This window comes from Arthrobacter sp. 05T423 (assembly GCF_056396245.1).
This window is the reverse complement of sequence record NZ_JBFTLC010000010.1, coordinates 12155-25843: the sequence shown is the minus strand read 5'-3', so window position 1 is coordinate 25843 and position 13689 is coordinate 12155. Positions and strand designations below refer to the sequence as shown.

The window sequence follows — 13689 nt, the reverse complement described above, 5'->3', positions numbered from 1 at the left end:
TTCCGCGATGGCAAGGGCGACCGTCTCCGGTTGAAACAGAAGCTGCGGGTCCTACATTAGGCGCTTCATCCCGTCCAATTTTCGGCCTCGGTTTGATCCTCGAGGGCGACGTGGGGGCGATGAACGAAGCGTACGTCGGCAAGATAAAGCAGACTCATAAAGATGACTGCGGCATCCTATGCCCCGACAGTCCGGCGCGGAGGGGCTTCGTGTCGTTTCGGCAGGCTGTTAACTCGGAACCAAGAAAACGAGGTTGCGGGCGGAGAGCCGGGAGAAGCCGAGCCACCTGTGAGCTCACGCCGGATGGAGCCAGAGACCGTCCCTTCGGGCACCCGTAGCGAGGACTTCATCGCCGAAGATCGAACGAAGCAGACCGCTCACCCACATAGCGATGAGAGCTCTGTAGCGCGGTCCAGTCGAGACGACAGTGCCCATGATGCCCGTATCCACCGGGGCAAGCGCCAGGGTACGCGTGCATGGATCTCGGCGTTCGAAGCGCGTCCACGATGAGCGATTAAGCCAATGATGCCGTCGAAGGTGCGGTGCCGACGCACTGAGGACGCGGCCAGGTATGGCCCAGCAGCCGCGAGCCTAGCATCATTCGTCGTCCCCGGCATGGGTTGACGTATGCACACGGGCTCTGAACGGGGAAGGCAGCGGCCCACGGGGGGTGTAGTTTCCGCGAAAGTGACCGCCGCTCCCGGCCATTGAGGCCTGGTCGGACATGCCCGCGAGCACCACCGCGTGGGCAACATGCGCGCACGCGGTGCGGCCAAGGCATAGTGGGCTCTCCTGCGGAAGGGACGGCGTGCAGAATCTGGGCCCGCCGGCGCCGGGTGTTGACGCTGCCCTGGTGGAGCAGTGGTTAGAGCGCTGCGGGTGGGACCTAGTCGAGGTTGCCGAAGAAGCTTTCAACTTCATGCTGGTTCATATCGCTGAACCAGCACTCGATAATCTGTCCACCCTCGAACTTGTACAGGCCAAGGCGGTCCGTGGCAACACTTCGGTCGCCCTTTGTCCAGACTTCGTGAACCATCAGCAGCACACCGTCATCACCGGCCAACAGGACCTCGTTTTGCCCGCCGACCTCCCATGTGTCTGTGTAGGCGGCAACGCGGCCTATCCAATCGCGGACGAAGGCTTCACGGCCGTGATAGTCACCGGACAGCGGGCCGCTTCCGCCCATGTGCACTACTACGTTTTCGGCAAAAAAGGCGATGCCAGCTGCTTGGTCGCCGCGTTCCCAGGCTGCGTGATACTCGTGCAGGAGGTGGAGGGAAGATTCTGTGGACATGTGCTTTCTCCTTGTCAGACGGGAAGCTCAGTGACACCTTACGAAGCGTTAATTACGTGCGCCACCGGCGGTCCCTGAGATGTGTGGTTGATTATTGCCTCTACCCCTTCTGCATGGCAATACCGGGCGTAAAAGCACAGAAAAGTCTTGACGGCCCTGCTTAATGGTGATTCAATTCATACCAATACAAGTTGTTGTTGCGTGAGCTGTCAGGTCCAGCCTGGGTGTCCGAAGGCGGCCACCCGTTCCCATGTCCGGACAGCAATTCAGTCTTTCGATTCTCGTCCGACCTGATATCCCGCCGGGGGATCACTGTGTCACCGGAACTCATCGCTGTTCTGCCCTGTCGTACCGCCGCTCGTCGTTGAGCGATACCAATGAAAGTTAGTCGCATGACCGTCGCAGACCTGTCCACAAAATCGGGCAACCCCGGGGTCAAGGAATCCCGCCTTTCCGGGCGGATGGGCATAACGTCCCTCGTCCTGAGTGTCCTTGCCTTTTCCGCCCCAATCGTTTCCGTTTCTGGATACATTCCGTTCACGATCGTCTTCGCCGGACAAGCGGCCCCGCTTGCGTTCGCCGCGGGTACGGTGCTTCTAGCCGTTTTTGCAGCGGGATACATTGCCATGACGCGGGCGCTTCCTACGCCCGGTGCTTTCTATGCATACATAACGTCGGGATTGGGTAAGGCGGCAGGCCTTGGCGCGGCTTTCCTGGCCATCGTTTCCTATCTGGCAATACTGGCCGGCGTATACGTTTTCACCGGCGTCACCACCAACTCCCTAATCGCTAGCTTCGGTGGACCGGAGGCTCCCTGGTGGCTTTGGTCGCTGGCAAGCTGGGTATTGGTGAGCAGCCTGGGATACTTTCATGTCGAGCTATCGGCCAAGGTGCTTAGCGTCGTTATGGTGCTCGAAGTCGCGTTGGTGATGATTTTCAATGTCGTCACCCTCTCCAAGGGAGGCGCCGAAGGTTTGAGTCTCTCACCGCTCAGCCCCGTGGAGTTCGCCAAAGGCGACATTCCTGTAGCAATGGTCTTCGTGGTGATGGTATTCATCGGTTTCGAGGCAACCGCACTCTACCGGAATGAGGTGAAGTCACCGGATAAGGCCATCCCACGAAGCACCTATATCGCGGTCATTTTCATCGGAGCCCTCTACACCTTGTCGTGCTACGCCCTTGTCTCGGCCTACGGAAGCGCCTCCGTGGAAATGGCCTCAAGCAACCCGACCACCATGTTCGGCAACGCAATCGGGCAATTCGTAGGCCCTGCCTTTGCACAGATTGCGTTCATTCTGATCGCGACCTCGGCGATCGCGGCACTGCTCTCCATCCACAACGTTGTCGCGCGTTATGTGCATAACCTGGGTGTCGACGGGGCACTTCCCTCGTATTTGTCACGGGTCCACCCTCGTCATAAGTCGCCTCACACGGCATCGAATGCCACTGCCCTGGTAGTTGCCATCGGACTCGTGCCGTTTTTCGGCGCCACCGACCCGGCAGTCCTGATTAGCCAATTCGGGGGGCTGGGATCGACCGGAATCCTGGCGCTGATGGCGCTTGTCAGCCTCGCAGTCATTGTCTGGTTCCGCCGCCAGACTGACGTGCGCCCAAGGTTCATTGCGTGGCAGGTCGTCTTTGCGCCTCTCATAGCTTTCGCAGCGTTTTCGCTCATCATTGTCCTGGTAGTGATGCACTTCGAGCTCGTCGTCGGCGGTGATTCCGGGCAGAGCCTTGGGCTGCTGCTGGTCCTTGGAATAGCACTTACAGGAGGAATAGGTACAGCCGTCTACTTCCGCCTGTCCCGCCCCGAGGTTTATGCACGCCTTGGTACCTCGCACGGTAACCCATACGAGGAAATCGAAACAAAGGACCCGTTGACCTCGGCATAGCACACGCCGGTTTAGTCCGATCATCAAATGAGTGAAGCAGGGACAATTCACCTAGCGCTATGAGCTTTATCGCTCAATGCTTCGCCCGCATCCCGGATACATCACCGGGCAAGGAATAAGGAGACCCGAAAAATGACACAGCGCAATTACCGACGACTGGAAGGCCGGTACGCCATCGTAACCGGTGCCGGTCGAGGCATTGGCCAGTCGATCGCGCAGAAGCTGGCGGCAGAAGGAGCTGAGGTACTCGTTGTTGGACGCGCGCTTGAACCACTCAGCGAAACTGTCGAATCAATCGAAGAAGCCGGCGGCCGTGCATGGGCCCTCTCCGCAGACATTTCGTCAGAGCAAGACGTTCAACGGCTGACTACTGCAGCGCTGGAGCGGTGGAGCCGCGTCGATATCCTGGTGAACAATGCAGCAGTGTTCGACGAACCGCCATTCTTGGAGGTCGACGCAGCCACCGTCCGCCAGAATTTCGACATCAACGTTGTGGGAACGTTCCTCATGTCGCAGGCCGTCGCAAGGGGCATGGTAGCTAATCGAAGTGGTTCGATAATTCACATTTCTTCAATCGACGCCCTTGGTGCCGATGGCCCTGTAACTGCCTATTCAGCCACCAAAGCCGCGGTAGTGAGCATGGCGCGAACGATGACGATCGAGCTTGCTCAATTCGGCGTCAGGGTTAACTGCGTGGCACCCGGGTTCGTCAACACCGACATGGTGCATAAAACGTCAACGCCGAACGTGCTGGATCATATGCTCAACGATTTCACCCGGGTGCCTATCCGCCGGCTTATCGAACCCGAAGAGATAGCTGCAGCAGTTACATTCCTTGCCTCCGATGAAGCGTCGGCAATCACCGGACAGAACCTGGTTGTAGACGGGGGACTCACCTCAAATCTGTTCGTCATGGAGACACTCCCGGAGTCGATGATTCCTCTCGGCCAGTAATTAGATGCGCCCGGTCCTAGCAAGGTGGGATGGGTGCTTCCCGGGAGTTCTCGCTGCACAAGCTGCTCCTCGAACCCCGCCCCATGCCGTAAACGTGTGAGCGGCAGCCCCATCGGGCTGCCGCTCAATCCCATGTACATGTGGGCCGGCCTTCTAGCCATCGCGGCAACAACAACGGCAGAATGTGCCAGAAAGCGATTCCACAAGCATGCACCAGATACCAAATAAGCAGTCGACGAATCCTGCTTCAGCCACAACTGACGGCACAGGCATGCGTACCCCGCTCCGTAAACTACTCGGAGAACGGAACCGCCTAGCGGGCATGCCGGTCCTGGTTTCAGGTGGTGCACGTGGCATGGGCGCAGCGATCGCCCGTGAGGTGATCGAGCAAGGCGGGCAGGTGGTTCTCGCGGATGTATTGGAAAAGGAAGGGCAGGACCTTGCCGATTCACTCGGCAGCGCAGCTTGCTTCATCGAACTTGATGTGACTCAAGAGGCCAGTTGGGAACAGGCGGTCTCTCACGCGCAAGATCGTTTTGGCCAACTTGGCGGGCTCGTTAACAACGCTGGTGTTTTGCTCGAAGGGCGGGTTGAAACAACTACCCAGGAACAGTGGCAACGGACAGTAGCCGTAAACCAGCTAGGCGTTTTCCTCGGGATGAAGGCTGCCGCCAAGGCGATGCGATCAGCAGGAGGCGGCTCAATCGTGAACATATCCTCCACTGCTGGCATAACAGGCTTCACGGATTGTTTCGCCTACGTCGCTTCTAAATGGGCGGTTAGGGGGATGACCAAAGCCGCAGCCTTAGAACTGGCACAATATGGCATCAGGGTGAACTCTGTGCATCCTGGCGACACGATGACAGACATGATAGCTGGCGCGGTGGCCTCCAGTGGCGCTGTGACTACCCACGATCAGATACCGTTGGGCCGGTATGCAACCCCGTCCGACATCTCAAAGCTGGTGCTGTTCTTGCTTTCAGCCGAGTCCAGTTATATCAGCGGCGCCGAACATGTCATTGACGGCGCGGTGACCGCCGGAACACAAGCGCGCTAAGAGCTTCGGCCGGCCCACATTTGGACCGACCGAAGCGCAGACTGCAAAAGAGCACCCTGCCGACACGGCCAGTGGCTCGCAACTTCCAGGAACGCAGGGCTCTGCCCCGTTACCGGCCGCTGCCCCTACGAATACACGACGTAAACTTCCTAGCTCTTCTTGGACGTCCCACTCACCTTTCCACCCCACCGGAAACACGGCAACGTCTCCTGGCGCCGACTGGACTGTCACCATCTTCCTGAGTGACGACCAAGCGACCGGCAAGAACGTGGATGACTTCGTTGTAATCCTCAAGGTCCAATGGGATCGCCCGACCTCGGATTTCCCAAAACCGGCTGAGGACCCTTGGTCTGCCTGGGCGAACAATTCATTGGTCCACGTTTCAATTTTTCCACTGCGAGGTGTGTCGCAGGCGGCTCCAAAAGGCCCGACGAGGGAACGCCACGGTTCCCGCTCGTTACTGGCGCTCAACGCAGCCTTGCCCGCCTCGCCAGGCCTCCCAAGGATCTGAAGGAAGCCATCGTCCCGGCGAGCTCCAATCTAACAGCCGTTAAACTCGCCCGGCACCCCTTATAACCCCCCTCTAACGCGTGTTAAATGGACGCCCACAACGGGGGCATCCTGCGCGGCCTGCGGGGTTAGCAGCTCACGAAAATAACACGAACCCGACCGCATGTTTGGTAGAAATATGCGGCAAACCTCTTGCCAACACCTGTGTGACCGTAGTTACATTTACTGAGGCGCCTAGCTTTACACCCGTTAAATTCCCCTCCACTCACTCGCTTGTGAGCAAAGGACATACTCCTATGAGCGCATTACCTCAACCACAGGGCCATGAAGCAGCATTCAACGGTCCCATAGCAGCATCCAGCGAGTCCCCAGGACTAGCAAAGGAAGCAGGCAACACTCCCAGACTGACGGGAAAGATGAGCGCTGCGTCTCTGACGTTGACCGTCCTGGCTTTCTCCGCACCAATGGCTGTCGTTACCGGATTTATCCCCTTCACGATCCTCTTCGGCGGCGAAGGCGCTACTTTTGCCTTCGTTCTTGTGACCATCCTTTTGCTGGTCTTTTCCGTCGGCTATATCGCCATGACCAAGCACCTGCCAAAACCTGGCGCTTTCTACTCTTTCATCACCGCGGGGCTCGGCAAGGGGGCCGGACTCGGCTCAGCCTACTTGGCCATCGTCTCCTACATAGCTGTTCTCGTCGGGAGTTACGCGTTTCTGGGACTTTGCGTGTCAGGGTTGGTTACCAGCCTCAACGGCCCGGATATTCCTTGGTGGGTTTGGACCATCGCAGGCTGGGCCATTGTGAGCACGTTGGGTTACTTCCACATCGAGGTTTCGGCGAAGATTCTCTCCATCGCTATGGTGGGCGAAGTCATCCTTGTAATGATCTTCAATGTGTTTGTGCTTGCAAAGGGTGGAGCAGAGGGGCTCTCCGCCGCACCCTTCACGCCCGGAGCCCTCATGGGCGGGGACGTCCCGGTCACGATGCTTTTTTGTATCCTGGTGTTCATGGGCTTTGAGGCCACCGCGCTCTTCAGAGACGAAGTGCGGACACCAAATAAGACAATCCCGCGAGCAACTTACGGAGCTGTCCTGTTCGTCGGCGTTCTCTACATCATTTCCGCCTACGCCTTGACCTCGGCATACGGATCGAAGGCGCAAGAAGTGGCAACCAACGCTCCCGCAGCCATGTTTCCTGACGCAATCGGCGCGTTCGTCGCCCCCGTCTTCACAGAGCTCGCATTTATCTTCGTCATTACTTCACTGGTTGCGGCGCTGATTTCTATCCACAACGTCGTGGCCCGCTATGTCTACAACCTGGCATACGACAGGGCCTTGCCGGTTTACTTGTCGAAAATCCACGTGCGCCACCACTCGCCCCATCGAGCCTCAACGGCAGTGGGGGTCGGCGCCGGCCTTGTGATTCTGTTTCTCATTTTGACCGGGGCCGATAGCGCAAAGGTATATGGGCAACTTTCTGGTTTGGGTTCGGTTGGGATCATTTTCCTTATGGGCGCTGTCAGCTTGTCCGTGGTTGTTTGGTTCCGTACCAAGGCAAAGCTCTCGGGAGAAAACACCTTCAAGACCATCATCGCTCCTCTGGTTTCGTTGCTGGCTTTCGCCTTCACAGTGGTTTTCGCACTCTTCCACTTCGAACTTATTGTGGGAGGAGCTCCGGGGGAGAACATCGGCCTGGCAGTGATTTTGGCCGCGACCTTTCTTGCCGGCATCGCGCTTACCCTCTATTTTCGGTTTGCCAAGCCGCATCTGTATGCTGGCCTCGGTCACTCTGATCACAGCCCTGCTGGACAATCCAACACGCAGAACGCTGACCAGTCAGAACCGCCGCACGCACTTACTGGCAGCAGCCTGCCCGACCAGTAGCTGCAAACGGCACATGACAGGAAGCGCCGGTGGGGCCAAAGGTGAACCTACACAATGGCCCCACCGCGATCCCCTCGACCATGGTGGGTCCCCTCCGTGAACGAAGCGATTACGTGAGCCGGCGAGCCCGGCCCACTTGCAGCATCGGCGGACCTCGAAGCTTTGCAGGACAGTAAGCAAAGACACTTGTCCCTCCAGCACCTTCTAGTTGTGCACGCTTACGGAGGCAATAGAAGCGTGAGCCGATCATGAAGTTCCGGAGATAGGTCAGCGATTCCTCAGCTGCCAAGCAATGACCCTGACGCCACGTCTACTTGGACACGCGTGCAGCGGGCAACGTCAGCAGGTTCAATGAGGCTTGCTTCATGCAAACCCCTTGTCCGCAGCGATGATACTGGCATCGACGGAGGTTTTGACGATCCCTCGTGCTATCAGAAGCTTCGAGGGGCACGCAATCCTTCTCGCGGCCCGGACGACATGGCCGAGACCAACAACAATCCCGTAAGAGGACGATTCAAGGAGGACCCGGAAGTGAGTCAATTTGATGTCGCTGGGTTAGGACCGGGTAGCTATCCTGACTTCCGGGCGGCTGTCTCACCAAGATTCACGGCCTCATCTGACATGCGTCGGTACCTTGAAAAGTTCAACTGGCCGTGTTTATCGGACGAGGGACGCCAGATGCTGGAGACATTTGTGTCACAGGCGTGCACTAAGAGTTACAGTGGCCTCTCCATGCGGAGCCTTGCTCATCAACTTGGCGTAAGACCACCCAGCCTTCTAAGCCAATTCCCTGGGGGGATTGACGAGATCGCCACCGAAGCCTTTCGTCGGCATTTTTACAGATTCGCTTCAGCCGTCCTCGAGTCCGTAGAACCCGCAGCAGACGCCGAAACCTACTGGACAAACCTAGTACGTGTGCACCTTGAGTGTCAGTTAGCGGTACCGGAACACGACTTGTGGGCCCTCCTGATAGCGGCTGATCGCGTTGCCGGTTTCCTGCCACCCCAGATGCTCGTGGAGTAGTACGAGGGGTAAGGATTGTACGAACGGATGTACGCAGCAGCTGCTTTCGAGCTTGGCTACCGCTTCGATGACGTCGGAAAATTTGTGAACGTAGTCGTCAAAGTTCTAAACGCCGCCGACGAATGGTGTGCTTGGAATGGGAAACAAGATGCGATGAATTCCTGCGTCAGTCAGGGTGTCGCGATCATCCACGCCCTCATGGGTGTAGATCTAAGTTTGAACCAACGAAACGGCTAACGCTTCCTGTCGTTCCGAGCTACGATCTCCCCTGCTGCTAGAAGCTCTGATCTTTCTTGCTTACCAGGGCAGAACCGAGCCTTTGTTGGTAGCTCCCCGGCCAAGATAAAGAGCCGATAATGGATATTTCGTCAAGCCATTGTCCGCGGCGGGGGAGGTCACGCCGTCTTCCGTAAGGCGGCGCGGCCTGAGTACGTGGAAGAATCCGAGGCTGGGATCGCGGCTGGACAGGACTGGATCCCAGAGAATCGCTGGAGCGGTCGACTACGCCGTGGGCAGTGGGGCAGACCGCTTTACATCCAGTCCCTCTCTTTGACCAACCTGTTGCCCGCACCGGCACGGACACATAGGCTCAACATGTGAGTGGCGGGGACGGCAGTCCGACAAGCGGATCCGGCCCGCGACCCGTGAAGGAAAAAAGCATGGCAACAGGTACGGTCAAGTGGTTCAACGCCGAAAAGGGCTTCGGATTCATCGCCCCCGACGACGGAAGCGCTGACGTGTTCGCACACTTTTCAGCAATCGCATCCAGCGGTTACCGCTCCCTGGACGAGAACCAGAAGGTTCAGTTCGACGTCACCCAAGGCCCTAAGGGTCCGCAGGCGGAGAATATCCAGCCGCTCTAGGTGGTTGTCAGGAAGCTGGCCGGCTGCAAACCGGCCAGCTTCTCTGTTTTCACGCAGCCCCGTTGCCGCACGCATAGCGGCACGACCACAACGGAGGCCCGCCAGCCAAAAGGCGGCCGTTCTGAATGTCGAACAATTCCATCACTGCAGCAGGGCTGACGGGCTTCCTAAATTTCTGAGCCAGAAGTTGTTTTCCGTCGTCGATCCCATGGCGGAATCCCGTCGCAACAGAATGTTCCTGCCGATCCTCCAGACGCCTAATGCGGATCGCTTCCGGCTGATTCTGGAACGCCGATAACCGCGATTACGTCAAGTAAATTAGTTGAAGCGTCAAATAACCCCCTCCCCCAACTGTATCGCACTCTCCGCCGAGCACCGTCGGTCCCCATGATCGGCGCCATGGCCGTTACCTTCTCGGGCATCTGCTGAGACTTCCATTGCAGCCAGAATTCGCTCTGCAAAGGCTGCTGGATTAGGGCACAAGCCCTGCCGGCCAAGCGCTGCTGCCGCGGATGGAACTTGCAGAGCTGGATCCGGAACCCCGACATGGGTGGCTACCTCCTGCGCGCGATGCAGGCCCCCCATAATCTCTTCGAAGGCGGGCGATGAGCCGTAACCAATCAATGCGATCACGGCAAGAATCCTTGCGCTGGCATCTGGATTCGGACATGCCTTTGCGGCTCCTGCCATGGCTGCGGTCTGCCAGCTGGGCAAACTATCTGGATTTTCGTCACGCACGCGTCCATACAGGTCTTGCAGCTGACGAAAAGGATCACTTTGCCAGGCCCACCATGCAGCACGGGACAAGGCTGCCCCAGCTGCGCGAGGCACCCAGCCATCCGCCTCAGCCAACGTAACGAGGTCTCCGTCGGCGAGGGCAACATCCACAACATGATCTAATGCCAGGCGAAGGTTGGCGGAAGCCGCCGCCGTCGCGGCGGCTTCATCTGCCTCCAGCGACACCGACACCTCAAGAGCGCGATCTCGAATGGCATCAACAAGGGCGGGCGTGCCAAAGCACGAGACACCGAACAGCCGGGCCACGCGCCGCAAGCCGAGGTCATCACTCCATAGCGGCATTCCCAGATCATGCGCAAGCTGGATGGCGTGAACCCAAGGGGCACTCTGCATTTCCTCGCCGAGTTCAGCGAAGAGCGTAGGTTCGGTCACCACATGCACCGGCAAGCTTTGGGCCAGCGATTCCAAGGCCTCCGCGCGACGCAGTTGACGAGCAAACTCGTCCGCGCCCAGTTTAGTGTAGGTGAGGGATGATTCCCTGACGTCCCACCCAAACGTTCCAGGGCTCCCGGCCCTTCCCCGGATGTCGAACATGGCCCTGTGAACGTCGCTCATTGTGAGCGCTGAAACCTGAAGGGAAACGAAGTGTCCAGCGAACTGCCGAAGCGACGGATCTCCCGAGATGGTGAGGAGCGCGGCCGCGTCGACTATGACTGACTTCCCCATCGCATCTCGAGCGGCCAGAACCTCCTGCGTGTTTTCTTCATCGTCCCCCGAGCCACTAACGAGAACGTCGAATGTCCGCTGCAGCAAAAGTGTGGCATAACCGTGGCCGCGCAAACCTGCAATTAGGCCCACGGGGAGGGCAGCGTTCCGCACTTCTTTTACTAGATCTGCCATGACAGAATCAGCCGTCGCTGCAACCTTGACCATCTCAGTGAGTTCGCCAATGAGGTCCTCCGGCTCACCGTGAAGCACTTTTATGCCCGTTTCGTCCCCGAATTCTGCCGCCAGCTTCTCCATCACAGCGAACGCTTCTTTGTGTAGCTCCGCCGGAACCGCGGCTTGGCCAAGGCGGCGACGTTCATGCAGTCCGTCGTCCTCTGTTGCAGACTGGGCGGAATCGACGCCGTATGTATTCGTGAGGATGTGGCCAATTAAGGCTGTGGACAGCTTAGGATCTTGGAATCTATTTGCCAGAGCGAGGGCTTCGGATGTCTTGGCCTCGTCCCAGGGCAGTGTGGAGTTTGCTTGGAGCCAAAGCTTGACCTCCTCCTTGTTTCTGACGACAGGGCGGTACTTAGTTAGAGTTTTGCCCGCGACAGAGGTTTTTCCCTGGTTTAGCTGGGCAACCACAACACGCCACACGGCTGCGGCATCTGGAACAGCGAATAACTTGAGGACTTCGGTGAGATATCCCTCGGCTGCATCCCATTGGCCGCGGTCAGCCGCCCTTGCCCCCAAGAACGTCAGCAGGCGCCCACGCTCTACGGGGTAGCCGTCGGTGGCGTACGCCGCTGCCGCCGCAGCAGCGTCGGCAGTTTCATCTTGGGCATCGATTAGGCACGAGGCGCGGCGAATCAGGAAAAACGGATTGCCTCCAGATGCGTAGAGCGCCTGGCAGGCCTCCGCTGCCTGATGGTGACGACCTGCATCGCGGAGCCGGCCAATAAGCTGTTCGGCGGCGAGCATATCGTCCTGTGCGAGAGTGCGGAGCGCGGGTAGAGCCAGTTCAAGGTCGGTTTGAGCGGTGAGCAACGCCCCGACGAGTTCGTCCAGCGAAGACGGCAGGATTGACTTGGCGATGTACGGCTGCAGCGTCGGCCTCTTGTCGACACTGAACTTGGTCAATTCAACGGCTGCAACCGCAATCTGCGGATGATCTGCGGAGGTAACCGCCCGGTCAAACTCCTCCACCCATAATTCAGCGGCTTCATCCTCTGGGAGATTTAGTATTCCCAATCTAAGTTTCAGGATGCGATCGTTCGCGCTGTCCCCCAGATACTCAGCCAACTCGTTCACCAAGTCCTGGCGACCCAGAAAATCCGCCGCGTGTAGTGCAAACCGACGGATCCTGGGATCCTCGGATTCTTGGTGAGAGGCCGAGCCTGCGGGCACTGGAAGACATATTTGCAGGACGGAATCGAAGCGGCCTTCGAGTGAGTACGTCTGTGCCAGTTCGACGGTTAAGTCAAGGATGGGTCCCATCCACTGCCGCCGCTGCTCGATGGCTCTCTCGAGAAGCCGGCTAGCTTCATGTAAATCTTCGGCGGTTCGCCGCGCATTCCATCGGAGTTTATGAATGTCAGCACCCTGGCGCATGACGAAGGCACTTTCCGGATCCGCAGCGAAGCGAAGCTTCCAGTGCTTCAGCGCGGCGTCAAGATCACCAGCGCGAAGGGCCTGGTCGGTGAGAAAGCCCTGAACCGTCGGAGATTTACGGATCTCATCTGTGTCGGCCAATAATATGGGGTCCAGTTTGATAGCGCCTGAGTCATCATCGGAATACGCCAGGAGTGACCGCCCGACCGCAACCAATAGGGGCGCCTGACCCGTGGCTTCGGCCTCGTGGAGCAGCTCTTCGGATCGGGTCCGGTCGCACTCCATAAGATTAAGTGCTGCCGCCGCGAGGTGGTCGCCTCGTCTGTCTTTCTTCGCCCGCGCGGCCCTCGCGAATGCTTCCGCACTGATGTCGAAATGTTCATATTGTGCCGCGTATGAGGCAATAACGGCCCAAGCCCAAGCCCCATTGCGCTCGATCCAGACTGGGGAAGCTGCAAGGACAGATTGCGCGGTTCCCCTGGCGTTGGTGCGACCTTCTGCTAGATGGGTGGCCATCAATGCGGCATCTAATCGTTCGGCGGCGGGTCGTGCCTCCAGTGCCTTGCGCACGGATGGTGGCAGTTGAGCGAGGGTATAGTCGAACTTTGCTTCGGCCAACCTTTCAAGACCGCTTGCTAAATGCCGCCATTCTCTATCGGCAGTTTCCATGGTTTGGCTCGCCGGCACTTCGACTTTGAAGCCGGCTCCAGTTGACTGAACGGTGCTACTTGAAATGCGTTGCCAGTAAACGACCTCGTTGTCGAGATCCACGAGGACAATGATGACGGGCAGTGCATGGCCCAGCCATAGTTGCGCCTTCTTGGCAGAGAACGAAAACCACCATCCCTTCGGAGATTCTCTTTGGAAGTAGGATGGGCCGCCCTTGATCTGGAGGGCGATCAGACGCCCGGTTCCGACTTCGGTAACTGGTTTTCCAACTTCATGGACCTTCTCGACCTGCTCGACGTGCGCATCTATGCCCTGATCGCTTATGTCTTGGGGGCGGAAAAACCATCCCATTTGTAGGGCCTGGTTCTCGACGGTGTTCACCGCTCGACGGTTTGTAAACTCACTCACATAATCCCCTAAGACTGCGCAACAGAACACAACTTGTTGCCCTTACAACATCGGAAGCATATCGGCGGGGGAC

General features: G+C 58.2%; 8 protein-coding genes. 6 read left to right on the top strand and 2 right to left on the bottom strand.

The window, feature by feature from the left end; genetic code table 11:
• Window positions 1-886: 886 nt before the first annotated feature.
• The gene (locus tag AC1DFE_RS09905) at window positions 887-1294 is read right to left on the bottom strand and encodes a nuclear transport factor 2 family protein (RefSeq protein ID WP_476905723.1); all 408 of its coding nucleotides are present in this window, start codon (window positions 1292-1294) and stop codon (window positions 887-889) included.
• A 392-nt stretch (window positions 1295-1686) separates the two neighbouring features.
• Between AC1DFE_RS09905 and AC1DFE_RS09900 the strand changes: the two genes are divergently transcribed.
• The 6 genes from AC1DFE_RS09900 to cspE all read left to right on the top strand — a co-directional run bounded on the left by AC1DFE_RS09900 (window position 1687) and on the right by cspE (window position 9479).
• Entirely contained in the window at window positions 1687-3186 is a 1500-nt protein-coding gene (locus AC1DFE_RS09900) for an APC family permease (RefSeq protein WP_476905722.1), read from the top strand.
• Window positions 3187-3318: 132 nt separating this feature from the next.
• Window positions 3319-4140, top strand: coding sequence for an SDR family NAD(P)-dependent oxidoreductase (locus AC1DFE_RS09895; RefSeq protein ID WP_476905721.1), 822 nt, complete (start codon window positions 3319-3321; stop codon window positions 4138-4140).
• Window positions 4141-4411: 271 nt separating this feature from the next.
• Window positions 4412-5197, top strand: coding sequence for an SDR family oxidoreductase (locus tag AC1DFE_RS09890; RefSeq protein WP_476905795.1), 786 nt, complete (start codon window positions 4412-4414; stop codon window positions 5195-5197).
• A gap of 806 nt (window positions 5198-6003) precedes the next feature.
• Complete coding sequence (locus AC1DFE_RS09885) at window positions 6004-7593, top strand: APC family permease (RefSeq protein ID WP_476905720.1); 1590 nt, start codon at window positions 6004-6006, stop codon at window positions 7591-7593.
• Between the two features lie 1050 nt (window positions 7594-8643).
• A complete protein-coding gene (locus AC1DFE_RS09880) occupies window positions 8644-8853 on the top strand; it encodes a hypothetical protein (RefSeq protein WP_476905719.1) in 210 nt (69 codons plus the stop codon).
• 422 nt (window positions 8854-9275) lie between these two features.
• Window positions 9276-9479, top strand: a complete 204-nt coding sequence (cspE, locus tag AC1DFE_RS09875; protein ID WP_104046164.1) for a transcription antiterminator/RNA stability regulator CspE — start codon at window positions 9276-9278, stop codon at window positions 9477-9479.
• 330 nt (window positions 9480-9809) lie between these two features.
• Here the strand turns inward: cspE and AC1DFE_RS09870 are convergent, their stop codons facing one another.
• Window positions 9810-13616 (bottom strand): DUF4365 domain-containing protein, encoded by a 3807-nt coding sequence (locus AC1DFE_RS09870; RefSeq protein ID WP_476905718.1) that lies wholly within the window; start codon window positions 13614-13616, stop codon window positions 9810-9812.
• Window positions 13617-13689 lie beyond the last annotated feature (73 nt).